Raw genomic sequence first — 25,084 nt, forward strand, 5'->3', positions numbered from 1 at the left:
CACCTCCGTGAAGTGAACCAGCGACTCCGGCAGTACCGGCAGGAGAATCGGACGAACCCGGCTCCCCTCCGGATCGTGCTGCGAGCCGACAGCGCCTTTGGCACGCCGGAGGTGATCCAGCGGCTGCTGGAGCTGGGATACGAGTTCACCATCAAGTCCTACTCCGGAAGCAATCCCGCCTACAAGCGCCTCTTCGACGCCGTGCCGGCGGAGGGCTGGGTTGAAGTCGAGAAGAACCGGTTTGCCTCCGAAGCCGTTACCGTACCTGGCCCCACTTTGCTCGCACCGTATCCGGTGCGACTGGTCGCCATGCGCCGCTGGGACGCCGATGGCCGGGAGGTCCGCAGCGTCATCCTGACTACGCTCCAGCCTGAGGAGCTCACCACGACAGAGGTCGTCAAGCTCTACCATGGACGGCAGACCATCGAAGCCGGGTTCCAGGAGTGGAAGGGAACGTTCCACTTTGGTACTCCTCGGATGCGGAAGTATGAGGCCAACGCCGCCTTCACGCAGCTGGTCTTGTTCGCCTTCAACCTGGTGCGCTGGGCTTGGCGGTTTCTGAGCACGAACTCGCCCAAACTGGCCGAGGCGGGGAGTCGACTCTTGGTACGAGTAGCGGCCCGGTGCCGAGCAACCATTCGGTGCCTCGGCGACACGCTGCGGTTGGTGTTCAGCCGGGGTACTCCCCTGGCTGGAGCTGAGATTACCCTGAACCGGGCCACTCCCTACCCATACGCCCTTTTAACACCACGAATGTCGAGTTGTTCGCGTGAAACTTGAGCTAGACGTACAGCTACCCGTGCTCGGCGTTCCGTGACCAAGCTAGCCCCCTAGATAGGAGCAGTCTCCGCATATGTAAGACTCAGGGTCAAGGAAAAACTCTCTAGAACTGAGTGCGTCTTATGATCTCTCCTGCGTGCACCAAGCGGTGGATGGTTCGTTGTCGCCCTCCCTGCAAGGAGCAGAACACGAGGTTTCTGCTTGAGGGCAAGTGACAGATTTCACTGTGAGTCCTGATGACCCGTGAGTGACCAGAACACAAGTTCAGGAAACCTGGATTCGACGGCACGTATTGTCGCCTTTATTAAAGGCACTACATAGTCGCCGTTGCCCCTCATTAGCATCTGAGTCCAGGTTGTGGGATGATAGCGGACCAACATCCCGAGTGTAAAGGCTGCCGCGAAATAGAGGGTTAGTTGAGATAGTCGTTCGCCGGAAGAGAAGGGGGCAATCACGTAAGTATCGCCGTCTTGGCTGCTTACCATATGTAACATATCGTGCCAAGAACCCCAAGTAACTCTAAGTGCAGGCACCCGGACAACTTCCTGCCGGGTGAAGTAATCAGTTTCGTAAAGGTGGACGTCTGGAGGGATTCTTAAACGTCCGGCTAGCTCCTCGATGTCTAGCACGCCGTTCTGTTTGAGAGGAAAAACGATCTCCGCTAGACTGGGATTCTGCAAGGTAGGATGAATGTGAACCAAGAAGCACGAGGCATGTTCCCTGAACGTTGCTTCATAAAGAACCCAAAGTTCTGGGATCCTGGAGAGCACCTCTCGCAGTGTCGGTCGAAACTCCTCCGGGATAGATGCTGACCCTGAGAAAGCTTGACTACCATGGCTTAATACCGCAATGTCCACGTTATGGGTAATGCGAACCAATTCCGTGAACGTGCCTTTGGAAGGTCTCAGCCGTAGTTCGCTGACGTGTTCAATTCCCCTGGAAAGGACGCTAGTCCAAGAATCTGTTTGTAGGCCATGAGACGGTGTTAGCCCTGATTCTCGCATCTTAGGGTCCAGAAATAGAATCAAGCCTCTGGACAGTGCTTGCACGCCATAATAAAGCAATAGGGGACGAACGGTGTCGGTAGCTCCAGCGGCACTCTCGAAATATGCCCGTCCGTGTGAGAAGTGGGCACAGATTTCGGAGGCCTTTCCAGCCGATAGTTCACGTCCGTGCATTGCCTTATAGAACCGGCGGCACAAGTCCTGGCTTTCAAACATCGACAGCTGTTCCCAGACATGTTTCATCTAGGTCTCCACTCCGCTAAAAGACCTTCAATAGTGTGTGACGTGTTAACTGTTTCGTTGACGAACACTCAACACCTCTTTCAACAGTTCCTAACACGCTGTAGGAAAGGACGCGGGTACAGATTTAAGAGGCACCCTACTTGAGGGTGCCTCGTTAAGTTACCGCCCCACGAACATCTGCGTGAACATCATCCCGTACGGGCCACCCTCGACGATCCCGATGCCGATGTGGGTGTAGTTCGGGTTCAGGATGTTGGCCCGGTGGCCGGACGAGTTCATCAGGGCGGTGTGGGCCGCCTGAACCGACCGGTTGCCGGCGATGTTCTCGCCCGCGGTGCGGTACGAGACGCCGTAGCTCTTCATCATGTCAAACGGCGAGCCGTAGGTCGGCGAGTTGTGGTCGAAGTAGCCCCGGTTGATCATGTCCTGGCTCTTCATCCGGGCCAGCTTCGTCAGCTGCGCGTCGGCCTGCAGCGGCTTCAGGCCCGCCTTGGCCCGCTCCTGGTTGACCAGGTTCAGCATCTGCTGCTCGGCCGTCGTCAGGCCGGCGGTGTCCTGGGTCTGCGGAGTCGAGGGCTGCTGCTGGAGCTTGGGCTGCTCGGTCTGCTTCGGCGGCTGCGGCTGCGGGGTCACGGGCGTCGGCTGCTGCGTCGGCTGCGGCTGCTTCACCGCAGGCTGCGGCGTCTGCACGATCCGCCACTGGGTCTGGGTGGTCTGCGGCGCGGTCCAGCGCACGTTCAGCTTGATGACGTAGCGGTTCCCCAGGTTCGACGTCGTGTAGTACACAGGCGTCTTGCAAGCGGTGACGTAGGTCGTCGCCGCGGAGGCCGGAGCCGACACCATCAGCGCGGCAGCCACGGCTGCGAGCGCCAGGGCAAGACCCTTGATCTTCGAAAAGCGCATGGTTCCTCCTCCTTTTCCAGTCGTGACTTGGCGATGCCACAGTCAGGGAGGAGCTGTTGTCCTCCTGCAACGCTTACGGGGTTAGCTGTCGGGCGCGGGAGGCAGGAGTGTCGCCCGGGCAGTGCCAGCACTGCGCTTAGCCCCTTGGAGAAAAGTGGGTCCCCCGTTTCCGTTAAGGAACTCAGCGTTTATGGTCTGACCGAAGTCGTCTAATAGGGTAACGCATGTCACTTCACTAGGTCCATGTATAATGTGTGGTGATAATGTTACAGATCTCCTGGAGCCCAGCGGCGGTTTCCAGGGCTGGCAGCCCCGTGCAGGTGATCGCGGAAGCGCCAACGAACCTCACCATGAACCGGGAAGACTATGCTGCAGAGCCTTGCTGCCCGGGCACGAGGAGGTTGAACGCCATGGATGCGAGGCGCATCACGCGCAGGGAACTGGCCAAGATGATCGATCACACGCTGCTGAAGCCCGACGCCACCGAGGCGCAGATTCGCCAGCTCTGCGCAGAGGCGCGGGAGCATCAGTTCATGTCGGTATGCGTGAACCCGCACTGGGTGCCGCTGTGCGCGGAGCTGCTCCGCGGGACGGACGTGCGGGTGTGCACCGTGATCGGCTTTCCGCTGGGGGCGAACCGCAGCGAAATCAAGGCGGTGGAGGCGGAGGATGCCGTGGCCCGCGGGGCACGGGAGGTCGATATGGTCATCAACGTCGGCGCCCTGAAGTCCGGCCAGCGTGACGTGGTGCTGAACGACATCAAGTCCGTGGTCTCGGCCGTGGCCGGCGAGGGGCTGGTGAAGGTGATCATCGAGACCGGGCTGCTGACCGATGACGAGAAGGTGCTTGCCTGCCAGCTCGCGCAGGAGGCCGGCGCCGACTTCGTCAAGACCTCCACCGGCTTCGGGGCGGGCGGCGCCACGGTTCACGACGTGGCCCTCATGCGCCGCACCGTCGGTCCCGCCATGGGGGTGAAGGCCTCCGGCGGCGTCCGGGACCTGGCCACCGCCCTGGCCATGATCGAGGCCGGCGCCACTCGCATCGGCGCCAGTGCGGGCGTGGCCATCGTGACGGGGCTCCCGGAGCAGGGCGCGTAGACCGGTGGGCAAATCACAAAACCGTGGTCCGGCGTGCACCGGTCCACGGTTTTCCTTTTCCCACCGCTTTGGCGTTGCGGCATGGCTACGACCCCACCACCACCCGGTTCCGGCCGGACTCCTTGGCCCTGTACATGGCCGCATCGGCCCGGTTGACCCACGACGCCACGGTGTCGCCGGGGTGGTAGGGCGCCACGCCCAGGCTGATGGTCACCCGGAAAAAGCGTTCGCTCAGCTTCTGGTGGACGGCATCGCCGATGCGCTGGGCCAGCTGGTACGCCTGCGCCGTCTCGTGGACGCGGGCCAGGATGACGAACTCGTCGCCGCCCCATCGCCCGAAGTGGTCGGTGGCGCGCAGGGCCTGGCGCACCACGGTGGTGACCGCGCGCAGCGCCGCATCGCCCGTCTCGTGGCCGTAGACGTCGTTGACCTCCTTGAAGCGGTCCACGTCGAACATGATCAGTGTGGCCGGGTGCCCGCCCGCCTCGGCACACCGGATCTCCTGCTCGATGAGGGCCTGCATCTGCCGGCGGTTGGGAATCCCCAGCAGCGGATCGGTGTGCGCCAGGCTGGCCAGCGACCGGGCAATCTCCTGCGTCCGGTGGTGCTGCTGCTGCAGCCCCGACCAGATGTGCAGCACCCACAGCAGCACCGCGTTGGCCAGATAGAACTGGGCCAGCGGCCCCAGGAGGAGCGGCCGCGCCCCCTCGGGTCCGATCCTGAACAGGTGGACCAGCCCCACGGTGAGCAGGCCCAGGTAGATGCCTGTACAGATCCAGGGCGCCAGCCGGGAGCCGTTGACCAGGACGAGCCCCACCAGCGAGACGGAGATCCACGGGCTCAGGCTGGCGAATCGCTGCAGCGCCAGCGAGTCGGCGGTGAACAGCCCCAGGTAGAGCAGCACAAACAGCCCGACGACGATGCTGGTCGTCAGAACGGTCTCCACGAACCGCAGGCTGCGCCGCCGCCGCCAGAGCAAGAGAGCCAGCAGGAGGGTGAGGGCGGCGCCTCCGAGGAGGAGGCCCGGAGGCTGCTGGCCACCTCCCCTGTGGAGCAGCCACTCCAGCAGTGCCGCCGCTGAGGCCGCGGGAAGCGCGACGAGCAGCAGCCGCCGCTTCTGCTGTTCGAGAGGACTGGTCCGGGCCACCGTATCACTCCCTCCAGCTCAGGGGGGCCCCATACGTGGAGAGAGGTGGGTCGATGCCCCACCTCCATACGCTGCATCTTTATCTTCGGTTATAACACGACAGTCGCACATATGCAACAGAACATGTCCGAACTAAGTGCCCATTCGTGGGTCCGGCTTCCGGCGCACCGACCGCACGGTGTGGAAGAGGAAGAGGAGCAGGGCGATGACGTTGAGGACGACCGCCCACTGGCGGCCGGGCAGCCACTCCAGGAGCCCTGCGCCCACCCGCAGCAGCAGCGAGGCGTGCAGCAGGACCAGGTGGCTGTAGAACCAGGGGGTGTAGACCATGCGCACACCCAGCACCGCCGGGAAGATCACGGGCGCGTGGCCGAAGATCATGCTGAAGACGAAGCCGAGGAACAGCGCGTGCAGGGCCGCGTCGTAGACGCCGCCGTAGATGAAGCCGTGCCAGGCCGCGATGAGCCCGCCCGCCAGCAGCCAGAGGTACCCCGCCAGCATGCAGTGCGCGATGAAGCGGGTCAGCCCCCGGGCCCGCACGGTGCGCCGCGCGATGTCGTACCGGAGCAGCCAGAGCGAGAGGGCGGCCAGGCCAAGGCCGGTCACCCGCCAGCCCAGGCTGTAGTTGGACGGCGCGAGGAACGCGCCCGCGGTGATCACCGCGAGCACGGCGAGGAAGGCGGCGGTGCCGGCCCGGGGGATGCGGACGAGGCGCGCCAGCTCCAGCCGCTCACCCGCGATGGTCAGCACGAGGAACCCGGCCCAGGCCGGGACCACGTGCGTGACGGGCGTGCCGAAGAGCCAGAAAAGGTTGCCGATCAGCCAGACGGCTGCCGCCAGCGTCATGACGTAGTTGAAGAGCATGGGCTGAAGCCGGACGATCTGGGTGAAGACCAGGATGAGGACGGCGCTGCTCAGGGCAATGCTGAGGGCGCCCGCGGCGGGCGGCGCCCCGAAGATGATCAGCAGACCTCCCGCGGCGGCGAGGGCGGGCGCCGCGAACATCCACGGCCGTCCCATGGCCACCGCCCGTTCCAGCCCGATGACGGTGCCCAGGAAGCCGGCGATCATAAGCGGGCCGTGGCCGCCGGAAAGCGTGGGGCTCAGCGGGGGCAGCGCCAGCCCGATGCGCAGCATGCCGGCCCACAGCGCGGCGAGCAGGGTGAAGATGCCGAGAAGCAGCAGGGGGAAGCGGACCGGGTTCGGCCGCGGCGGTGAAGACATGGCGACCCCCTCCTATTGCGGTGAGATTCATTCTCAGTATCCCCTTTCCGCCCCAGGCGCAAAGTGACCGGCGTCACATCGCGTGTTATGATGAGTGCAGGACGGCGGAGGTGGCGACGTGGCACTGTACAACGTCGATGGTATTGTTATCCGGGTGCGCAATTTCCAGGAAGCGGACAAGATCGTCGTGCTGCTGACCCGTGAGGAGGGAAAGGTGGAGGCGGTGGCCAGGGGCGCCCGGCGCCCACGGAACCGGTTCGCCGCGGCGACGCAGCTGTTCTCGCACGTGCGGGCCCAGCTCTTCTCGGGCCGCAGCCTCGACACGCTGAGCCAGGTGGAGATCGTGGAGTCCTTCCGGGGGCTGCGGGAGGACCTGGTGCGCATGGCCTACGCCACGTACGCCTGCGAGCTGGTGGACACGCTGCTGCCGGAGCGGCAGCGGCAGGAGGCGCCCTTCCTGCTGCTCCTGACCAGCCTGCACCTGTTCGCCGAGCCCGACCGGGCCCCCGAGCCGCTGCTGCGGGCCTTTGAACTGAAACTGCTTTCGATGCTCGGGTTCCGCCCCAGCCTGGGGGCGTGCGTCGGCTGCGGGGCAGGAGAGGTGCAGCAGGGCGGCCGCGCGCGCTTCGCCCCGGTCCTGGGCGGCGTGCTCTGCCCGCAGTGCTCAGACGAGGGGGAAGGCGCGATGCGGCTGTCGCTGGGGGCCCTGGAGAGCATGAAGCGGCTCCTGGACGGCGACATCCGCCGTGCGCACATGATCCGCCTCGCGGGCGAGGTGGCGGGGGAGGTCGACCGGGCGCTCTCGGCCTACATCCTGGCGCGGACGGAGCGGCGGTTGAAATCGAAGGAGTTTCTGGATACGCTGCGGTCCAACCTGTAGAGGCGGCGGAACCGCAGCGGACGGAGGGTCCCGGCTGCAGCGGCGGCCGGGACCCCTACTTGTGTTGACGCAAACGAGTTCCGGTATGCGAATTCAACACATTAAATGTATATCGAACGCAAGCAGTCTGCCCACCGTCCTATTCCACACAGGGGCTGAGAGGTGATTCCACATGCGCGACGTAGTACGCCTCTGGTTCAGCCGCCTCGGCATGATGCTGGCCGCCGGTCTGCTGGTGGTCGGCCTGACCTGGCTTCCTGCCGGCGTGGTCTGGATCGAGGCGGGCGACCTGCCGGTGGGCGTGGTCTGGGGCGTCCGTACGGAACCCATGCAGCCGTTCATCATCGATCCCCCGCCGGCGGCTGCACCGCCGCGCGCCGTCTGGTCGTTTTCCCAGTACCGGAACGCGGTGCTCGGCTACCTGCGCGGGCTCGTCTCGGGCGAGCTGACGGACACCACCTGGGAGTGGCGGTTCGGGGGTGCCGTGGAAGTCACCTATGACGTCCTGGCCCTGGTGCGGGAGCGCACCCTCGTCTCGCTGCGGCTGCTCACCCGGGCGCTGGGGCTGGGCATGGCCGCCGGGATGGTGCTCGGCCTGCTCAGCCTGCGCAGGGGGTGGTTCCGGGGGACCTCACTGGGTCTCACCGTGGCGGGCATGGCGGTGCCGGACTTCCTGGCGGTGATCATGCTGCAGCTGCTGACCATCTGGACGCACCGGGAGTTCGGCATCCGGCTGTACTCGGTGCTGGGCCCCCAGGGCGGCGAGCGCGGGTGGCTCCTGCCCCTGCTGGCGCTGAGCCTGGGTCCCATGGCCTACACGGCCCGGCTGGTGGTCACCGGACTCGATGAGGTGATGCGGGAGCCGTACATCCGCACTGCCCGGGCCAAGGGGCTGCCGGAGGCGCGGGTCGTGGTGAAGCACGGGCTGCGCAACGTGCTGGGGCGTGTGTTCGGCGGTCTGCCCGGCATGGTGGGCATCGCACTCTCCAGCCTGGTCGTGATCGAGACGCTTACCAATGTCAATGGCCTCGGGGCGGCGCTTCTCTGGGGCTCCGCCCACCCGGTGGTCGCCACCGCGGGCCTGGTCTTCTGCCTCTGGTTCGGCCTGGTCGACGGCGTGGCCAACACGCTGCGGATCCTGGCCAATCCCCGGCTGAGGGAGGGGTCGTGATGCGGCGGCGCATCCCCCCTTCGCTGGCCGTGGCGGCCCTGATGGTGAGCGGCCTCGTGATCGTGCTCCTGCTGCCCGCATTCGCCGACCTGCCGCATCCTCAGCAGGGGGTGCTCCTGCAGATGGACGGGACGCGGCTGGCGGCGCCGCCGTACCGGCCGGGACAGCTCGGCTACGCGCTCGGGTCCGACCTGGTGGGCCGGGACTACCTGTCCCGGCTCGTGTACGGGGCCCGGACGACGCTGGGGCTGGCCCTGATGATCAACCTCATCCGGTTTGCCGCCGGGGTGCCCGCAGGGCTCTGGGCCGGCTGGCGGGGAGGCTGGCCCGCCAGGGCGGTTCAGGCGGCCGCCACCGGCTTCGGTGCCCTTCCGGCGCTGGTGCTGGTGCTGGTGGCCGCCCGGGGCCTCTGGCCGTTTTTCCTGGGCGGACGCCAGTGGATGATCGCCTATGTGCTGATCCTGGCCCTTTCGGGCGCCCCCCGCATCGCGGAGCAGGTCCGGCGGCGGGCCGAGGAGGTCCTCCTCATGCCGCACGTGGAGGCCGCGGTGGCCGTGGGCGCCCGGCCGGCGCGGATCATCCGGCGCCACGTGCTGCCGGTCATGCGAGGCGACCTGCTGGTCATGGCCCCGTCTGAGATGGGCTGGGTGCTGATGATCATGGCGCAGCTCGCCCTGTTCGGCGTTCACCCCGGCGGGGCGGTGGAGGTGGAGACGATCACCGGGAACATTTATTACGTCGAATACATGGCGGAATGGGGGCAGATGCTGGGGACGAACCGCGAGTTCCTCCTCCAGTACCCCTGGCTGCCGATCTACCCGGGCATCGCCCTCGGCCTGTCCGCCGCCACCTTCCACCTCCTGGCCGAGGGGTTGCGCGAGCGGGATCTCCGTGACCGAATCTAGTCCGCAAGCAGGAGAAGGGGAACCTATGGGGTTGTGGTCTGCTGTATTGCGCGGTTGGGGCGTGCGCGTCGGCCTGCTGGGCCTGTCCGCGGCGATCGTGGTGCTGGTGGCCATGCTGCCGGAAGGGGTGGTGGTCACCGGCGAGGCGCCCGCGCCCGGCCACCTGGGCGAGGTCAGGACGGACGCGACGCAGAAGTTCCGGATCGAGCCGGTTCCGGAAGCGGGCGCCCAGTTCACCTACACGTGGTCGTCGGCGCAGTACCGGGAAGGGGTGAAGCGCTACCTGCACGGGCTGTTCACCGGCGAACTGACCGTGCAGCGGTGGTACGGCACGGCGCAGACCGTCCTGCCGCTGCTTCCGCTCCTGCGGGAGACCTGGTGGCTCTCCTTCCAGCTCTTCCTCGCGGCCCTGGTTACCGGCATCGTGCTGGGGTTGCTCCTGGGCGGGCTGGTGCTCGGCCGGCGCGGCGCCCGCGCCTTCTCCCTGGGCGTCTCGGTCCTGGGCGTTTCCGTACCGGACTTCCTGCTGATTCTGCTGGGGCAGATGCTCACCATCTGGTCCTACCGGAACTTCGGCATCCGGCTCTGGTCGGTGCTGGGGGCGCAGGGCGGGGAGCGGGGCTGGCTCCTGCCGCTGGTGGCCCTGTCGATCATCCCCATGGCGTACACGGCACGCCTGATCTCGACCGCGCTGGATGAGGCGATGCGGGAGGACTACATCCGCACCGCCCGGGCCAAGGGAGTGCCCGAGGTGTGGGTGGTGCTGAAGCACGCCATGCGCAACGCCCTTCCCCGGGCGCTGAACGGCATGCCGGCCATGCTCAACGTCACCCTTTCCAGCCAGCTGGTGGTGGAGGTGCTGACCAACCACTATGGCATCGGGTCGGGGCTGATGCGCGGGCTCAGCTACGGCCAGCCCCACGTGGTGGCGAGCATCGGGCTGATCTTCTGCGCCTGGTTTCTGGTGATGGACGGGATCGCCGTCACGCTGCGCGCCATGGCCAACCCCCTGCTGAAGGGAGGCGGCGCCGCATGAGGCGGCTGAACTTCCCGCTCCTGCTGGGGCTGCTGCTTTCGCTGGGCCTGGTCGTCCTGCTGGTGCTGCCGGAGGTGGTCGACCTGCCCGACCCGCACGTGGGCGTGTACATGCAGATGGAGGGCACGCGGCTGCGACTGGCGCCCTTCCCGCCCGGTCAGTTCGGCTACGTCCTGGGCTCCGACATGGCGGGCCGGGACCTGCTCTCCCGCGTGGTCTACGGCGCCCGGTATACCCTGGGCCTGGCGGCCGTGGTGATCCTCCTCCGCGCCGCGGTCGCGCTGCCGGTGGGGCTGCGGGCGGGGTGGGCAGGCGGGAGGGCGGGCCAGCTGGTGCAGACGCTGGCCGTGGGCTTCGGCTCCATCCCTGCGCTGGCGCTGGTCGCCATGACCCTGGCGGGGCTGCGCTGGCTCTTTCCGGGCGAGGCGGGCTGGCTGGCGGTCTACGTGGCCATGCTGGTGCTCTCCGGCGCGCCGCGGATGGCCGAGCAGGTGCGCCGCCGGACCGAGGAGATTCTGATCATGCCCCACGTGGAGGCCGCCCGGGCGCTGGGCGCCACGCGGCGGCGCATCCTTCTGCGCCATGTGCTGCCGCTCATGCAGGCGGACGTCGCGGTGATGCTCTCCTCCGAGATGGCCTGGGTACTGCTGATGATGGGGCAGCTGGCCGTCTTCGGCATCTACGTGGGCGGCACCGTGGCCGTGCGCGGCGACGGCTGGGTGCGGTACATGGAGTACCTGCCTGAATGGGGGCAGATGCTGGGGGCCAACCGGTACAACCTCCTGGGGGCGCCCTGGATCCCCTTCTATCCCGGCCTCGCGCTGGGGCTCTCCGCAGCGGCCTTTCACCTGCTGGCTGAAGGCTTCCGGCTGCGGGGGCTGCGGCGGTGACATGCAAGAGCGGCCGGCCACCTGAGGCAGGTTGCCGGCCGCTTACCTTTTAGCGTTCCCCGCCGGCCTCGGCCGGATCCGCGTCCCCGGCTTCGCCGGCATCCACCGGTTCGGGCTTCGGGGCCGTATCGTCCCCGTTCTCAGCGCCGGGTGCCGGGGTGGCGTCGTCCGCGATCCCGGCTCCGGTCTCCGTTGCAGCATCGGGCGCGGTCCCGTCCGCAGGCGGATCACCCGGCGCGGGCTCATCGGCGGGCGCCGCCGAGTCGATGAGCACGGTCCTGTTCTCCTGGTCCCAGCCGACCTTCATGCCAAAGGCCTCGGCGATGGCCCGGGCGGGGACCATGGTGTGTCCGTCCACGTTGCGGGCCGGCGCCGGCAGGGCCTTCTGGGGCTTGCCGTTGACGATGGGCACCGGGTCGTCGATCGTCAGCCGCAGCTCGACGCCGTCCTTCCTGGCGATGGCCGTGCGGGTCTGCGCGTCCCAGGCCACCTGGGCGCCCAGCGCCTCGCTGATCGCCCGGAAGGGAACGAGAATCGTGCCGTTTTCGTTCACCGGCTGCTTGGCGAAGTCCAGGAACCGGCCGTCCAGCCGCACCCGGATCGGGGAGGCGTCAAAGGTGAACTCCCGCTCCGCGGCCAGCTTGCCGGACTTGTCGTACGCCTGCACGGTGAGCACGTGCTCGCCGGTCAGGCCGGTGAGGTCGATGTCGGCGACGTACGGCACCTGGGTGCGGGTGGCCACCAGCCGGCCGTCCAGCCGGTACTCCACCTTGCCGAGCCCCCGGTCGCCCAGCCAGACGTAGCTGGCCACGCGCGTCTTCCCGTGCAGGGTGGCCTGCGCGATGGGGAGCCAGTAGTCCTCGGGCACCTGGTTCAGGCTCGACAAGTACCAGTCGTCGGCGATGGCCTCGCGGACGGCTTTCAGGAGGGTCGGGTTCTGCGACATGGTGTAGGCCTGCGGGTCCCCGGTCCGCGGGTTGTTAAAGTGGCCGACCATCTTGATGCGGGGATAGACCATGGGCAGGTAGGCATACACGTAGCGGGCCGTCTGCGCCGCCCATTCGGAGGCGTCGTAAAGCTGCAGGCCGTCTTTCCGTGCCGTGGGGGTGTTGTTGGAGTGGTTGTACCCGGTTTCCGCGATCATGATGGGCTTGCGGTCCGCAAACCGCTCGTAGATTTCCTTGAACTTGTCCAGCGGATTGGCCTTCTGGCCCTGGTGGTACAGGCCGGCCACCATGTCGCTCTTCGACATGTCGCCCCTGTAGTACGCGTCATGGTAGGCGCTGACCCCGACCCAGTCGACCCACTCGTCGCCGGGGTAGTACGGCATGTAGTCGGCGCCCACGAAGTTGGGCGCCCAGACCATGGCCACGTTGGGCGCCTCCTCGCGCATGATGCGGGCCACCAGCCGGAACTTCGCCTTGTACAGCTCCGGGTCGCCGTACCACTCCACCCAGTTGCCGTTCATCTCGTTGCCGAAACGCAGGAAGACGGGCTGGCCGTACTCGGCCAGCTTCCGGGCGTAGGCGCGCACCACGGGCTCGGTCACCGACTCCAGCCCAAGCTCGGGCTGCCAGGCGATCTGCAGCGGGACGCCCTTTTCCAGGACCAGTGAAGACACGTTGAGGTAGTCGTAGGCCGCGACCGTGTTGTAGACCAGTACCACGCCGTAGGGCTTGCCGTACACCTGGGCCACCTTGTCCAGCTGGTTGTAGATGGCTGGGTCCTGGTCCACGGTCCCGCCGACGATGGTGCCGAACGCAGGCTCAAACTTGCCCAGGTTCTTGGGCTCGACGCCTTCCGTGGGCCGGGAGACGAAGACCTCCAGGCGCGGCGTGAGCTGCTCGATGCGCAGGATGTCCCACTTCATCTGCTCATCGGGCACGCCGGTCTCCCGGTAGAACTGGACCTTCATCTCATAATATGGAAGCGCTTCCTCGAAGCGGCCCAGCTTGTCCAGCGTGTACGCCACCTGCTGGGCGTAGTAGCCGGCCATCCGCTTGTTGCCGTCGGCGATGATCATGGGGATGGCCTGGAGCCAGTAGGGCAGGGCCTCTTCGGCCTTTCCGGCCTCGGCCAGCCGGTTGCCCTCCTCCACCAACTGCCAGTAGGTGGCGGCCTCCACCTTCGGGAAGGAGGCCAATGTCATGAACGCGGCAAGTACGAAGGCGATAAAGCGACGCAACGATAACCCTCCGATCCCCATAGTTTTCGAACAGCATATATGTTCCTCATTGATGGTTTGGTTCCTTCATATCCCTGTCCTGATCTGGCGCTCCCTTGTGTGAGTAAAGTTTTCGTGGGTAGGCCACAACATTTCTGCTGAAAAAAGCAGGACGAGAGATGGCCCCTTCCAAAAGTGTTGTTGCTGGGAAACAAACACCAACACAGGGAGGGTCATCTCTCGTCATGGTTGAGATTCGTGCAGACAACGGCTTTTCCTTTGAGGAACTTGAAAGTGGTGTTTGGCAGCAGGTAGTGGAGTGTTTCCGCGAAGTGCTGGTTGAGGCACTCTCGCGGGTGGACACTTTGCTGTATGAAAACCGGGACGCCCAGCGGTATGTGTTCAAAGAGATGCGGTCCCGCACCCTCATGACCAAGTTTGGCCCGATCACATTCAAGCGCCGCTACTACTGGGACCAGGAGGAAAAGCGCTTTGTCTTTCTGCTGGATGAGGTGCTGCAGATCGCGAAGCGGCAGCGGGTGAGTGAATCGGTCAGGGCAGATGCGGTTGAAGCTGCAGTGACGGCCGGATCGTTTCGGGGTGCGGCAGCAGAGCTGGGGCGGCGGGACTGTCAGGTTTACGTCAGCCACGAGGCGATCCGGCAGTGGAGCATCGAGACGGGAATGGCCCTTGCGGCAGCGCAGAAGCAGCGGCAGGTGACCGAAGGGGGGACCCGCAAAGTCCGCTTCCTGTACATCGAGGCGGATGGATTCTGGCCGGGTCGTCAGCGCGGCAAGAAGGCGGAAGTGCGGCTGTTCGTGATTCATGAGGGTTGGGTAGAGCGAACCCCGGCTGGTACGGAGTACAGGCTGGTAAACCGCCGCGATTTCATTCCCGACAGCGGACGGGACAGCTGGGAGCAGTTGAGCGAGTTTCTGGAGAGGGAGTACGATCTCAGCGACACGTGGGTGATCATCAACGGGGACCGGGCCCGGTGGATTCGGGAGGGCGTGACGTGGTTTCCGAAGGCGCTGTACCAGATCGACCGGTTTCACCTGAAGCAGGAGCTAAACCACGTGCTGCGCCACCAGCCCCGGCTCCTGGAACGAGCGAACGCTGCGCTGGAGGCAAACGACGCCGGAGGATTGCTGGCGGTACTGGAGGAAGCGCGTGCTGCTGAGACCGACTCGAAGCGTCGTGGAGAGATCCGCAGGCTGGTGGCCGACCTCAGGACGATGCCGGAGTCGATACGGGACTACCGCGTCCGACTTCAAGAGCGGGGCGTCAGCGTGGAGGGGTTACGCGGCCTGGGTGCAGCGGAAGGGGCGGTGGAGCGGTACTCAGCACGGCTGCGGAAGGTCGGCCGGAGCTGGTCCGAGAGGGGCTTGAAGGCGATGATGCACGTGCTGGCCGCCTACTTTCACGGCACTTTGCGTGGGGCCGTGGAGATGGTGGAACGCCAGCTGGGACTCGAATCACTGGCTGCAGTTCGGGAAAAGGTGCGGCACCGGGTCGTGGAGACCGTGGGGCGGGGCATTGAAGGAGTCCGCCACGGGCGCATGCCGATCTTGTATGCCGGTCGGAACGCCAGCGGCGGATACTCTCGGATGCTCAGGGCGGCCGCCGGCTTCACCAAGTAGAAGAGGCAACAGACGCATTCGGCGCCAATTCATGAACCAAAATCATACAGAACACTTTTGGAAGTGCGACGTACCCACTTTCACTTGACAGACCCCGCTCCCTTCCACCCCTTGACACGCCCGTCCCGACTTGCTAGCATCCATTGCTAGCGAGGAACGGGAGGAGTACCCGCCAGCCGGCTCTGGCAGAGAGCCCTGCATCCGGTGCGAGCAGGGCGGGCAGGCACGGGGAACGGCGCCCGGGAGCGAGAACTGCATCACGGCAGAGGTGGGCGCCCCTGAGGGCGCCAATCAGGGTGGAACCGCGGGAGCACGCACAGGCTCTCGTCCCTGGCCACATCATCGGGTGGCCCGGGGCGAGAGCCTTTCGCATCGGACCCCCGCTGGCAGAAGGAGGACCGCGCATGTACTTTCAGGATCTCGTTCTGACCCTGGACAAGTTCTGGGCCGAGCAGGGGTGCATCATCCGGCACCCGTACGACGTGGAGAAAGGCGCCGGCACCTTCAACCCCGAGACGTTCTTCCGGGCCCTGGGGCCGGAGCCCTGGAACGTGGCCTACATCGAGCCCTGCCGCCGGCCTGCCGACGGCCGCTACGCCCAGAACCCGAACCGCATGCAGCACTACTTCCAATACCAGGTCATCATGAAGCCGTCGCCGGAGAACATCCAGGAGATCTACCTGGAGATGCTGGAGCGCATCGGCATCGACCCGAAGAAGCACGACATCCGCTTCGTGGAGGACAACTGGGAGGCGCCGAGCCAGGGCGCGTGGGGCCTGGGCTGGGAGGTCTGGTGCGACGGCATGGAGATCACCCAGTTCACCTACTTCCAGCAGGTGGGCGGATTTGAGTGCAAGCCCGTCTCCGTGGAGATCACCCTGGGCCTGGAGCGGCTGGCCTCCTACATCCAGGGCGTGGACAACGTGTGGGACATCATGTACAACGAGCACCTGCGCTACGGCGACGTGTTCGAGCGCTTTGAGTGGGAGCACTCCGTGTACAACTTCGAGCAGTCGGACACCCAGATGCTGTTCCAGCTGTACAGCATGTACGAGGCGGAGGCCAAGCGGCTGCTCGCCCTCGATCCGCCGCTGGTCTACCCGGCCTACGACTACATCCTCAAGTGCTCGCACACCTTCAACCTGCTGGATGCGCGCGGCGCCATCGCCGTCAGCGAGCGGCAGGGGTACATCCTCCGGGTGCGCAACCTGGCCCGGGCGGCCGCGAAGGCCTACATCGAGATGCGGGAGTCGCTGGGCTTCCCGCTGCTGAAGCCGCTGGAAGAGCGGCCCACCTGGGCGGCGCGCTACGGCGCCGGCGGGCGGGGCCACGGCCCCGATCCGAAGGGCGAGACCCGGACCGCGGAAGGAGGGAACTAGCCGTGGCTGAGACCCGCAACCTCATTCTCGAGATCGGCACCGAGGAGATCCCGGCCCGGTTCTGCGGGCCGGCCCTGGAGCAGCTGAAGGCGAACGCCGCCAAGGCGCTGGAGGAGGCCCGGCTGGACTACGAGCTGGTCGACGTCTTCGGCACCCCGCGCCGCCTGGTGCTGTACGTGCGCAACCTGGCGCTCCGCCAGCGGGATGTGGTGATGGAGGTGAAAGGGCCGCCCAGGAAGGTCGCGTTCGACGCGGACGGCAACCCCACCGTGCCTGCCCGCAAGTTCGCCGAGGGGCAGGGGGTGGCGGTGGAGGACCTGGAGGTCCGGCCCGATGAGAAGGGCGGCGAGTACATCTGGGCCCGCAAGCTGATCAAGGGGGAGTCGGTCGCCGCGGTGCTGCCGCCGCTCCTGGCCGGGCTGGTCACCTCCATCCACTGGCCCAAGGCGATGCGCTGGGCCGACCGGGAGATCCGGTACGCCCGGCCGATCAAGTGGATTCTGGCCATGCTGGGCGACCGGCGGGTACCCTTTGACGTCGACGGCATCGAGACGGTGGACACCACCCGGGGCCACCGGGTGCTGGGTCCGGCCGAGCCCATTCCGGTGAAGGACGCCGACGACTACTTCGCCAAGGTCAGCAGCGGCTGGGTCATGGTGGACCAGGGCATCCGCAAGCAGGTGATCTGGCAGCAGGTGACCACCGAGGCGGCCCGGCTGGGCGGGCACGTGCGCCGGGACGAGGCGCTCCTGGAGGAGCTGACCTGGCTGGTGGAGCAGCCCACCGCCTTCACGGGCTCCTTCGATCCGGCGTTCCTGGAGGTGCCCGCCGAGGTGCTGGTGACCACCATGAAGGAGCACCAGCGCTACTTCCCGGTGTACAAGTCCGAGGATTCGGATGAGCTGCTGCCGTACTTCATCGGCATCCGCAACGGCGGCGAGGAGCACCTGGACATCGTCCGGGCCGGCAACGAGAAGGTGCTGGCAGCCCGGCTGGCCGATGCCCGCTTCTTCTGGGACGAGGACCGCAAGCAGCCGCTGGAGGCGTTCAACGCCCGGCTGAAGGAGGCCGTGTTCCAGGAGAAGCTGGGGACCCAGTTCGCGCGGGTCGAGCGGCTGGTCGCCCTGGCCCGGCCCATCGCGCAGGCGCTGGGCCTGCCGCCTGAAGAGCAGGAGCAGGCCGCCAAAGCCGCCTGGCTGTGCAAGGCCGACCTGATGACCCGCATGGTCTTCGAGTTTCCCGAGGTCCAGGGCTACATGGGCAAGCAGTACCTGCTGCACCAGGGCGGCGATCCTGCCGTGGCCGAGGCGATCTACGAGCACTACCTGCCGCGCGGGGCCGGCGACGACCTGCCCCGGACCGGCCCGGGCATTGTGGTCGCCCTGGCGGACAAGCTGGACACCCTGGCGGGCTACTTCTCCATCGGCCTGATTCCCACCGGGTCGCAGGATCCCTTCGCCCTGCGCCGCGCCGCCCAGGGCGTGGTGCAGACCCTGGTGGAGAACGGCCTGCGGGCCGACCTGGCCGCGCTCGCGTCGATGGCGATCGAGCAGTACAGGCTGCCGGGCGAGGAGGCGGTGCGGACCCACAGCGACCTGATGGAGTTCTTCCGGGCCCGGGTGAAGGTGCTGATGGAACAGCGGGAGATCCGCTACGACGTGATCGACGCGGTGCTGGCGGCCGGTTTCCGCGACGTCACCGACGCCGTCAACCGGGCCGAGGCGCTGGCCGCTGTGATGGGCGAGCCGGAGTTCGCGGCGGTGACGGGCGCCTTCAAGCGGGTCGCCAATCTGGCCGGCAAGGGGCATGAGGCCGGGGCGGTGAGCGCCGAGATCGACCCTGAGCTCTTCACCGAGCCGGCGGAGCGGGACCTGTACGGCGCCTTCGTGGATCTGCGGCCCGAGATGAAGCGGGCCTACGAGGCCGGGGACTACCGGGGTTTCTACCGGATGGCCACCCGCCTGAAGGCGCCGGTGGACGCCTTCCTCGACACGGTGCGGGTGAACGTGGAGGACGAGAAGGTGCGGGCGAACCGCTACGCCTTGCTCCAGGCGCTGGGCAGCCTGCTGTCGGCGCCGGCCGACCTGAGCAAGCTGGCTGGATAATGGCGGCCAGGGCAAAGGAGGCTTCCGCCATGACTGCAGGGTTCCCGCCCGTGCTCTTCAAGGCCCGCAGAGAACCGGAGATCGTTGAAATACCCGACACCTGGTGCCTGACCGTGAGCGGCGCCGGCGCGCCCGAGAGCCCGGAGTTCCGGCAGGCCGTCGAGGCGCTCTACGGTCTGGCTTACACCCTGAAGTTCCAGCAGAAGGCGGCGGGTCAGGACTTTAAGGTGCCGCCCCTGGAGGGGCTGTGGTGGACCGAGCCGCCCGAGGCCTTCGCGCGGACGCCGCGCGACCAGTGGCAGTGGCAGCTGCTCATTCGCATGCCGGAAGGAATCAGCGAGGCGCAGGTGTCCGCCGCCCGGACCCAGGCGGCGGCCAAGAAGAAGAACCCGCGGATCCTGGGCGTGCGGTTCGAGCGCTTCGCCGAGGGCACGGCGGCACAGGTGCTCCACGTGGGCCCCTTCGCCGAGGAGGGGCCGGTGATCCAGCGGCTGCACGCCTTCATCGCCGAGCAGGGGTACCGGCTCCGGGGGCGCCATCACGAGGTCTACCTGTCTGACTTCCGGCGCACCCCGCCGGAGAAGCTCAGGACCATCCTGCGCCAGCCGGTGGCGCCGGCTCGTTGATTTCTCACCCGGCCGCCATGGCTGCGCAGCCGGTTCGCTAGTTCATCACCCGGCCGCCGTCGACGACGACGGTCTGGCCCGTGACGAACGCCGCAGCGGGCGAGAGCAGCCAGGCCACGACCTCTGCCACCTCGGCGAAGGTGCCCAGGCGGCGCAGCGGGGTCTGCGCCTTCATCGCCTCCAGCGCCGGAGCGGGCAGCGCCCGGGCCAGCGGCGACTCGATGGGCCCCGGAGCCACACAGTTGACCCGGATGCCCAGCGGCCCCCACTCCCGGGCCGCTGACCGGGTGAGCCCCACCAGCCCCGCCTTCGCCGCCGCGTAGGCGGGGCCGAACGCGCCGCCGTTGAAGCTGACCACCGAGCCGACGTTGACCACGGCCGGCTCCCGGCCCTGCCGCAGCAGCGGCAGGGCCGCACGCATCACGTGGAAGGGGCCGCTGAGGTTCGCGGCCAGCACGGCCGCCCACTGTTCCGGACTGACCTGGTCCCAGGGGAGCACGGGGGCGACGCCGGCGTTGTTGACCAGCAGATCCAGGCCGCCCCAGGCGTCGAGAACCAGCCCGACCACGGATTCGGCCTGCTTGGACGCGGCGAGGTCCCCGCCCAGCACCAGCGCCCGCCTGCCCGTAGCCTGCACCGCCCTCGCCGTCGCCTCCGCGCCCGCCCGGTCCTGATGGTAGTGGACCGCCACGTCGGCCCCCGCCTCTGCCAGCCGGCGGGCCACCGCCGCCCCCAGCCCCTTCGAGGCCCCGGTCACCAGGGCCCGCTTGCCGCTCAGATCCACGGGATCACCGCCTCCCGGTATGCCTTGGCCGTGAAGAGGAAGTCCGCCAGCCGGCCCTTGTGGGGCGCTCCGGGCTCGGTGTGCCAGGGCGGGATCGGGCCGACGAACAGCTTCTGAATGGAGGTCTCCCGCAGGCAGCGCCGGACGAGCGCTGCGTCTCCTGTCAGGAGCGTCACCGCCAGCGAGCCCCGGAGCAGCGGCAGCGGATCGGCCCCGGCGGGGAGCCTCACCGCGGTCGCCCACGGGGCCGGCAGCTCCGCGCCGAAGCGGGGGTCGGCCGGATCGACGTCCAGGATCAGCGCGGGGCGGACGAAGGTGAGGCCGTCCGCCTCCACGACTTCGGCCGGGGTCTGGCGGGCGGCGCCGGGGTCCTTCCAGGCGGGCACCCGTGCCGCCGGGTCCAGCGGATCCAGCAGCGGCAGCCGGCTCAGCCGGTCGGCGACCGCCTCCAGCAGCCCCGGTGTCTCCCCCCGGAGCAGGACGGCGCTGGCGCAGGTGCACTTGCGCCCGCCGTCGTGGAGGATGCAGTCGACCAGGAAGTCGATGGGGTCCTCCGGCCCCGCCGTTCGGCCCGCAGCGTGTACCCCCGCCTCCGGGGCCCGGGGCGGGTGGCGGGCAGGCTCGCCGGGCGGCTGGCCGGCCGCGCGGCTGACCGCATCGGCGTCCACCAGCACCTTGGACCGGCCCGGCCCGTTGAAGAGGACCCGCGGGTCGCGGCCCAGCAGCGACGCCAGCACCGGTCCGCCGTAGGCCACCGTGCGGTCGCAGTGCTCCACCAGGGCGGGCACCAGGTCGTGGCCCCCGGGCAGCAGGGCGACCCGCTCCGCCGGAAACCCGGCCTCCCGGAGGGCCAGCAGCACCCGCCACGGGGTGAAGGGGTCGTCGGCGCCGGGCCGGACCGCCACCGCCCAGCCCATCGCCAGGGCCAGCACCCAGGTCAGGTGCACCGCCGGGTGGTTGGAGGGGGCGATGAACCCCAGCACCCGCCCGACCGGCACCCACCCGCAGGACTTGCCCGGGGCGGGCTCGATGCGGTGGGTGAGGAAGGGCTCCGGCGTGCCGCCGGGCGCCTGCCACGCCAGCGCATCCCGGATGTTCACCAGGCCGCGGGCCAGTTCGGCGAGCGCGCACCGGCTGTCGGTGATGGGCGCCCCGGTGGCCAGGGTCACCAGCCGGGCGTGCTCGTCCGGGGTGCAGCGGCCCAGTCGCGCGGTGTCCAGCAGGCGGCCGGCCGCGGCGATGGCGTCCCAGAGGGCGGGGAGGTCGGCGTCCGCCTCTGCCGCTGCCCGCAGCTCGGCCACCGCACGGTGGACCAGCAGCGCCGGCGCGGCGGCCACCTTCGCCAGGGGTGCGCCCCGGTAGTCCCGGAGAACCCGGAGGTCCAGGCTGGTGCGCTCCCGGCCCCCGCGCCAGATGGGGATCTCCCGCATCTCAGTACACCCCCTCGACCCGGGGGCCGCCCCCCTCCAGGGGCGCGACCTCCGCCAGCTCATCCCACAGGTCCGACCCCGGCCAGGCGACCCGCACCGCCCGGTCCCGCTCCAGGTGCCAGGGCAGGAAGAGCTCCCGGTTGAGGAGGCTGATCCGCACCTGACCGGCCTCGCCGGGCTTCACCCGCCGGGTCGGGTCCTGCGGATCCACCACCCGCACCACCGCGTCCGGCCCGGGCGGGGAGAAGACGCAGCGGTGGGCGTCGCCCTCCCGCCTGGGGCGCTGGCACGCGATGCCCATGAGGGTGTTGCCGTACCAGCCCACCAGGCGGGCGTCGGGCAGCAGCTCCTCCTCCAGGAGCCGCAGCCCCTCGGCGGTGAGCGAGGTGCCGAACCAGATGATGCCCTTCACCTTGGCAGACAGCAGCCCGTAGGCCTCCGGGTGCTCGCAGAGCGCCTGCAGCAGGGGCGGGGTGGCGGAGAGGGCCACCACCGGCTGCGTGCGCAGCACGGCCAGCGCCTGCTCGACCAGGTGCGCCGTGTAGCGCCGGGCCTCGTCGGCCCGGCCCTCCCGGTAGAGCCGCTTGACCCAGCGCGGGTCCAGGTCGACGGTGTGGAAGAGCATCCCCCGCAGCCGGGCGAGCCGGGACACGTTGGTGCCCACCAGGTGGGGACCGGTGGGCCCCAGGTGGAGCCAGGCCGGGCGGGCGGCGGCCGTCGGGCCTGAGGCCGGGCCGCGCGGGAAGCCGTGTTCGTCCAGCATCCGGTCCACCCGGCGGATCCCCCGGGTGCGCGCCCCAGCGTCTACGATGCGCGTCGGCGGCCCGGTCGTCCCGCCGGTCTCCCACACGTCGAACGGCGCCGGGCACCCTTGGGGGATGAGGTCGCCCGCGGGGATGTACCGCCACTCCTCCGCCACGGCGGGGAAGCGGGTCAGGTCGTCGAACGTCCGCACTTCCGTGAGGGGGTCGAAGCCCAGTTCCCCCGCCTTGCGCAGCCAGTACGGCGAGCCGGTGCCGGGGCTGAAGTGCCAGCGCACGATCTCCCGCACATGGGCGTCGAGCTCGGCCGGCGTCATCACCGGGGATCACCTCCATGCGCGTCACCGGAGCCGTTCATGATCTCCTCCGGCGGCGGGAGTGCAGCCCCCGCGGCCGCCAGGGCCCGCTGCGCCTTGGCCATGCATTCGCGCCACTCCGCCGCAGGGTCGCTGCCCGGCACGAGCCCGGCGCCGGCGCGGACGAGCGCGGTGCCGCCTGCCAGAGCGAGGCTGCGGATGGTGAGCCAGAGCTGCAGGTCGCCGCCGGGCAGCACCGCCCCCACGGCGCCGGCGTACCACCCGCGCGGGACCGGCTCCAGCCGCTCGATCAGGGTCCGGGCCGCCTCCCGGGGGATGCCGCCCACCGTGCCGGCCGGGAAGCACGCGGCCACGAGGTCGGCCGGCCCCGCCTCCGGCCGGAGCGTGCCCGACAGCCGGGAGGCCAGGTGGACCAGCCCGGGGTGCCGCTCCAGTTCCATGAACGCGTCCACCGTGACGGTCTCCGGCACGCAGACCGTCGACAGGTCCCGTCGCGCCTGCTCCACGGCGACCGCGTGCTCTTCCCTGTCCTTGGCGCTGGCGGCAAGTTCCGCCGCGCGGCCGGCCGGCCGGGTGCCGGCCAGCAGGTGCATGCGGGCCCGGCGGCCTTCCAGGAAGACCAGCGGCTCGGGGGAGAGGCCGGCCAGGCTCTCCGCGCCCGCCCCGCCCTGCAGGAGGAAGCCCAGCCCGGGCGGGTCGCCGGCCGTCAGCCGCCGGTAGACCGCCAGCGGGGGCACGGCGCAGGGTGCGGCGAAAGGCACGGAGAGGATGACCTTCTCCACCCGGCCCTCGGCCATGGCCGCGAGGGCTTCCTGCACGGCGGCGGCGTAGTCCGCGTACGGCCACAGGGGCACGGCGCGCACAGGGGGACCGGGGGCCGCATGAGCGGCAGCCGCAGGATCGGCAGCAGGCCGTCCGGCTCCGGTGACGGCGGGCAGCTCGCCCCGCACCCAGAGGTCGCCCGCGTCCCGGTCGAAAACCGCCGCGGCGGCGGGGACCCAGAAGCGGCAGCGCCCGTCCCAGTCCAGCCGGCCCACCGCCGCGCCCAGCAGCGGCGGCGCCTCCGGAGGCAGCGGGACCCGCCCCGCCAGCGCGCACGCCTCTCCGACCGTGCGGGCGTGGGCTGCGGGCGCCCAGGCGACCAGCGCCACCCTGCGGCCCGACCACGTCAGTCCGTCCAGCAGCGCCAGCGGACCGGGGCCCAGGGCCGCGGCCAGATCGGCGGGGCCCCAGGGGGGCAGGGGCAGGCGGCGGACGGGTTCAGCTTTCGCCACCCGGCCCACCTCCCGCGAATGCCGGCAGGCCCTCCACGGCCAGGGCCCGGACCGGCGCCGCCTCCGCGCCGGCCACCAGCATCGGCGCGGCCATGAGCCAGACGAAGGGTCCGGAGAGGGCTTTCAGGTTGCAGAGGTACTCCAGGATGGGGACGTCGGCCTCCAGCAGCCGGCGGTGCACCGGGAACGCCCGGTCGCCGGGCTCCTCGGTGAGGAAGTCGAGGCCCACCAGCGCCGCGCCCTGCTCCACGCACCAGTCGGCCGCGCTCGGCGCGAGGTAGGGGGGCTTCTGCCAGAAGTCGGGGTCGCCCCAGTGGCGGTCGACGTAGTCGGTGCGCAGGAGGAGCCTGAGGCCGGGGCGCATCCTCCCCCGGGCGGCCCTCTCCAGGTCGTCGGCGGTGACGGGCTCGTACAGGCCGCGATGCGTGAGGTCCAGCACCAGCGCAGGCCCGATGAAACGCTCCGGGTCCAGGTCATCCACGTTCTTGCCGCCGGGGACGAAGTGGCTCGGGGCGTCCACGTGGGTGGCGTTGTGCGGGTTGAACACGAACTGGCTGAAGCGGCGCCCGTGGCCGGTGGGGTCGGTCTCGGGCGTCATCAGCGGGCGGATCTCCACCTCCTTATACCAGGAAGTGCCGTAGGCCGGCATGCCGTGGCTGTAGCCCAGGGTCAGGTCGATGATCCGCAGGGCGGCCACCTCCTTCACGGTCAGCAGTGGTCCGCGGCGGCCCGTGCGGGCCGCTCGCCATACTATGCAGGTGCGGCGGCCCCGGTCCCGTGCATATCCATGTCGGAGGAGGGGGGCGGTCCCATGGCGGTGGACGTCGGGTTCCTGACCCCGAAGGAGTGGTCCTGGCTGGCGGCCCGTTCGGCTGCAACGGCCTGGGCCCACGTGGATCCGGCCCTGCGGCACGGGGTGACCCCGCAGGCGGTGGCCGCTCGGGCAGAGCGGAACCTGCGCGCCCTGCTGGCCATGCCCGGCAGCGCCGCGCTGGTGGCGCGCGCGGGCGGCGCCCCGGTCGGCTACCTGGTGGTGGCGCTGGTGCCGGATGAGCTGACGGGGCTGCCGGTCGGGCTCTTCTACGACATTTTCGTGGAACCGGCGCACCGGGGAAGCGGGATCAGCCACCGGCTGACGGCCACCGGCGAGGCGTACTGCCGGGCTTTGGGCGCGCGCCTCATCCGGCGGCACATCGATCCCGGGAATGCACCCTCCCTCCGGCACGCCCTGCGGGAGGGCTGCCGGGTGGACCGGCTGTCGCTGGTGAAGGCGCTGTGAGCCGGTCCCGCCGGTGCAAGCGGTGCGAAGAGAGACGCGGGGGGC

Annotated in this window: 22 protein-coding genes and 1 riboswitch; of the genes, 12 read left to right on the forward strand and 10 right to left on the reverse strand. The window is 68.7% G+C overall.

Annotation, left to right across the window (positions count from 1 at the left end):
• The first annotated feature begins 12 nt into the window (after positions 1–12).
• On the forward strand, positions 13–780 hold the full coding sequence (locus tag ACZ5UM_RS07710; RefSeq protein WP_464847976.1) for a transposase: 768 nt from the start codon (positions 13–15) through the stop codon (positions 778–780).
• A gap of 221 nt (positions 781–1,001) precedes the next feature.
• Here ACZ5UM_RS07710 and ACZ5UM_RS07715 read toward each other — a convergent pair whose 3' ends face one another.
• A complete protein-coding gene (locus ACZ5UM_RS07715) occupies positions 1,002–2,027 on the reverse strand; it encodes a YaaC family protein (RefSeq protein ID WP_464847979.1) in 1,026 nt (341 codons plus the stop codon).
• A 159-nt stretch (positions 2,028–2,186) separates the two neighbouring features.
• Positions 2,187–2,930, reverse strand: coding sequence for a CAP domain-containing protein (locus ACZ5UM_RS07720; protein ID WP_464847981.1), 744 nt, complete (start codon positions 2,928–2,930; stop codon positions 2,187–2,189).
• Between the two features lie 56 nt (positions 2,931–2,986).
• A riboswitch (cyclic di-AMP (ydaO/yuaA leader) is annotated at positions 2,987–3,127 on the reverse strand.
• A 213-nt stretch (positions 3,128–3,340) separates the two neighbouring features.
• Between ACZ5UM_RS07720 and deoC the strand changes: the two genes are divergently transcribed.
• Entirely contained in the window at positions 3,341–4,027 is a 687-nt protein-coding gene (gene deoC / locus ACZ5UM_RS07725; protein ID WP_464847982.1) for a deoxyribose-phosphate aldolase, read from the forward strand.
• Between the two features lie 85 nt (positions 4,028–4,112).
• On the opposite strand, the gene ACZ5UM_RS07730 is transcribed toward deoC, so the two are convergent.
• The gene (locus ACZ5UM_RS07730) at positions 4,113–5,174 is read right to left on the reverse strand and encodes a GGDEF domain-containing protein (protein WP_464847983.1); all 1,062 of its coding nucleotides are present in this window, start codon (positions 5,172–5,174) and stop codon (positions 4,113–4,115) included.
• A 132-nt stretch (positions 5,175–5,306) separates the two neighbouring features.
• On the reverse strand, positions 5,307–6,398 hold the full coding sequence (locus tag ACZ5UM_RS07735; RefSeq protein WP_464847985.1) for a hypothetical protein: 1,092 nt from the start codon (positions 6,396–6,398) through the stop codon (positions 5,307–5,309).
• Between the two features lie 118 nt (positions 6,399–6,516).
• Between ACZ5UM_RS07735 and recO the strand changes: the two genes are divergently transcribed.
• From recO to ACZ5UM_RS07760, 5 genes are all read left to right on the forward strand, one after another.
• Positions 6,517–7,278, forward strand: a complete 762-nt coding sequence (gene recO, locus ACZ5UM_RS07740; protein WP_464847987.1) for a DNA repair protein RecO — start codon at positions 6,517–6,519, stop codon at positions 7,276–7,278.
• 172 nt (positions 7,279–7,450) lie between these two features.
• The gene (locus tag ACZ5UM_RS07745) at positions 7,451–8,449 is read left to right on the forward strand and encodes an ABC transporter permease subunit (RefSeq protein WP_464847989.1); all 999 of its coding nucleotides are present in this window, start codon (positions 7,451–7,453) and stop codon (positions 8,447–8,449) included.
• Entirely contained in the window at positions 8,449–9,354 is a 906-nt protein-coding gene (locus ACZ5UM_RS07750) for an ABC transporter permease (RefSeq protein ID WP_464847991.1), read from the forward strand. Before ACZ5UM_RS07745 ends, ACZ5UM_RS07750 begins: the two co-directional genes overlap by 1 nt.
• Positions 9,355–9,400: 46 nt before the next feature.
• Complete coding sequence (locus ACZ5UM_RS07755; protein WP_464847992.1) at positions 9,401–10,390, forward strand: ABC transporter permease subunit; 990 nt, start codon at positions 9,401–9,403, stop codon at positions 10,388–10,390.
• The gene (locus ACZ5UM_RS07760; RefSeq protein WP_464847993.1) at positions 10,387–11,280 is read left to right on the forward strand and encodes an ABC transporter permease; all 894 of its coding nucleotides are present in this window, start codon (positions 10,387–10,389) and stop codon (positions 11,278–11,280) included. The genes ACZ5UM_RS07755 and ACZ5UM_RS07760 overlap by 4 nt, the downstream gene beginning before the upstream one ends.
• 49 nt (positions 11,281–11,329) lie before the next feature.
• On the opposite strand, the gene ACZ5UM_RS07765 is transcribed toward ACZ5UM_RS07760, so the two are convergent.
• Positions 11,330–13,465, reverse strand: coding sequence for a stalk domain-containing protein (locus ACZ5UM_RS07765; RefSeq protein ID WP_464847994.1), 2,136 nt, complete (start codon positions 13,463–13,465; stop codon positions 11,330–11,332).
• Positions 13,466–13,623: 158 nt separating this feature from the next.
• Between ACZ5UM_RS07765 and ACZ5UM_RS07770 the strand changes: the two genes are divergently transcribed.
• From ACZ5UM_RS07770 to ACZ5UM_RS07785, 4 genes are all read left to right on the forward strand, one after another.
• On the forward strand, positions 13,624–15,084 hold the full coding sequence (locus ACZ5UM_RS07770) for an ISLre2-like element ISSyth4 family transposase (protein ID WP_464845110.1): 1,461 nt from the start codon (positions 13,624–13,626) through the stop codon (positions 15,082–15,084).
• Between the two features lie 404 nt (positions 15,085–15,488).
• Complete coding sequence (glyQ, locus tag ACZ5UM_RS07775; RefSeq protein ID WP_464847995.1) at positions 15,489–16,463, forward strand: glycine--tRNA ligase subunit alpha; 975 nt, start codon at positions 15,489–15,491, stop codon at positions 16,461–16,463.
• A 2-nt stretch (positions 16,464–16,465) separates the two neighbouring features.
• The gene (glyS, locus tag ACZ5UM_RS07780) at positions 16,466–18,568 is read left to right on the forward strand and encodes a glycine--tRNA ligase subunit beta (RefSeq protein WP_464847997.1); all 2,103 of its coding nucleotides are present in this window, start codon (positions 16,466–16,468) and stop codon (positions 18,566–18,568) included.
• A 29-nt stretch (positions 18,569–18,597) separates the two neighbouring features.
• Positions 18,598–19,194, forward strand: a complete 597-nt coding sequence (locus ACZ5UM_RS07785; RefSeq protein WP_464847998.1) for a GyrI-like domain-containing protein — start codon at positions 18,598–18,600, stop codon at positions 19,192–19,194.
• A gap of 37 nt (positions 19,195–19,231) precedes the next feature.
• Here the strand turns inward: ACZ5UM_RS07785 and ACZ5UM_RS07790 are convergent, their stop codons facing one another.
• Genes ACZ5UM_RS07790 through ACZ5UM_RS07810 form a run of 5 tightly spaced genes read right to left on the reverse strand, consistent with a single transcriptional unit; the run spans position 19,232 to position 24,466 of the window.
• Positions 19,232–19,978 carry an SDR family NAD(P)-dependent oxidoreductase gene (locus tag ACZ5UM_RS07790; protein ID WP_464847999.1) on the reverse strand — a complete coding sequence of 249 codons (747 nt, stop codon included), beginning with the start codon at positions 19,976–19,978 and terminating at the stop codon, positions 19,232–19,234.
• Positions 19,969–21,408, reverse strand: a complete 1,440-nt coding sequence (locus ACZ5UM_RS07795; protein ID WP_464848000.1) for an aldehyde dehydrogenase family protein — start codon at positions 21,406–21,408, stop codon at positions 19,969–19,971. Before ACZ5UM_RS07795 ends, ACZ5UM_RS07790 begins: the two co-directional genes overlap by 10 nt.
• A 1-nt stretch (position 21,409) precedes the next feature.
• Positions 21,410–22,489: a hypothetical protein gene (locus ACZ5UM_RS07800; RefSeq protein ID WP_464848001.1), complete on the reverse strand. Its 1,080-nt coding sequence runs from the start codon at positions 22,487–22,489 to the stop codon at positions 21,410–21,412.
• Positions 22,486–23,760, reverse strand: coding sequence for a chorismate-binding protein (locus tag ACZ5UM_RS07805; RefSeq protein ID WP_464848003.1), 1,275 nt, complete (start codon positions 23,758–23,760; stop codon positions 22,486–22,488). The genes ACZ5UM_RS07800 and ACZ5UM_RS07805 overlap by 4 nt, the downstream gene beginning before the upstream one ends.
• Positions 23,747–24,466, reverse strand: coding sequence for a cyclase family protein (locus ACZ5UM_RS07810; protein WP_464848005.1), 720 nt, complete (start codon positions 24,464–24,466; stop codon positions 23,747–23,749). The genes ACZ5UM_RS07805 and ACZ5UM_RS07810 overlap by 14 nt, the downstream gene beginning before the upstream one ends.
• A gap of 105 nt (positions 24,467–24,571) precedes the next feature.
• Here ACZ5UM_RS07810 and ACZ5UM_RS07815 point away from each other — a divergent pair, with 105 nt between their 5' ends.
• Entirely contained in the window at positions 24,572–25,039 is a 468-nt protein-coding gene (locus tag ACZ5UM_RS07815) for an N-acetyltransferase family protein (protein ID WP_464848006.1), read from the forward strand.
• The last annotated feature ends 45 nt before the right edge of the window (positions 25,040–25,084 follow it).

Source organism: Symbiobacterium ostreiconchae (genome assembly GCF_055396975.1).

Excerpts from the sequence above, each read along its gene's own strand:
- ACZ5UM_RS07715 (WP_464847979.1), bottom strand. The coding sequence starts at position 2,027 with ATGAAACATGTCTGGGAACAGCTGTCGATGTTTGAAAGCCAGGACTTG.
- ACZ5UM_RS07720 (WP_464847981.1), bottom strand. The coding sequence starts at position 2,930 with ATGCGCTTTTCGAAGATCAAGGGTCTTGCCCTGGCGCTCGCAGCCGTG.
- deoC (WP_464847982.1), top strand. The coding sequence starts at position 3,341 with ATGGATGCGAGGCGCATCACGCGCAGGGAACTGGCCAAGATGATCGAT.
- ACZ5UM_RS07735 (WP_464847985.1), bottom strand. The coding sequence starts at position 6,398 with ATGTCTTCACCGCCGCGGCCGAACCCGGTCCGCTTCCCCCTGCTGCTT.
- ACZ5UM_RS07745 (WP_464847989.1), top strand. The coding sequence starts at position 7,451 with ATGCGCGACGTAGTACGCCTCTGGTTCAGCCGCCTCGGCATGATGCTG.
- ACZ5UM_RS07750 (WP_464847991.1), top strand. The coding sequence starts at position 8,449 with ATGCGGCGGCGCATCCCCCCTTCGCTGGCCGTGGCGGCCCTGATGGTG.
- ACZ5UM_RS07760 (WP_464847993.1), top strand. The coding sequence starts at position 10,387 with ATGAGGCGGCTGAACTTCCCGCTCCTGCTGGGGCTGCTGCTTTCGCTG.
- ACZ5UM_RS07770 (WP_464845110.1), top strand. The coding sequence starts at position 13,624 with ATGGCCCCTTCCAAAAGTGTTGTTGCTGGGAAACAAACACCAACACAG.
- glyQ (WP_464847995.1), top strand. The coding sequence starts at position 15,489 with ATGTACTTTCAGGATCTCGTTCTGACCCTGGACAAGTTCTGGGCCGAG.
- ACZ5UM_RS07785 (WP_464847998.1), top strand. The coding sequence starts at position 18,598 with ATGACTGCAGGGTTCCCGCCCGTGCTCTTCAAGGCCCGCAGAGAACCG.
- ACZ5UM_RS07795 (WP_464848000.1), bottom strand. The coding sequence starts at position 21,408 with ATGCGGGAGATCCCCATCTGGCGCGGGGGCCGGGAGCGCACCAGCCTG.
- ACZ5UM_RS07815 (WP_464848006.1), top strand. The coding sequence starts at position 24,572 with ATGGCGGTGGACGTCGGGTTCCTGACCCCGAAGGAGTGGTCCTGGCTG.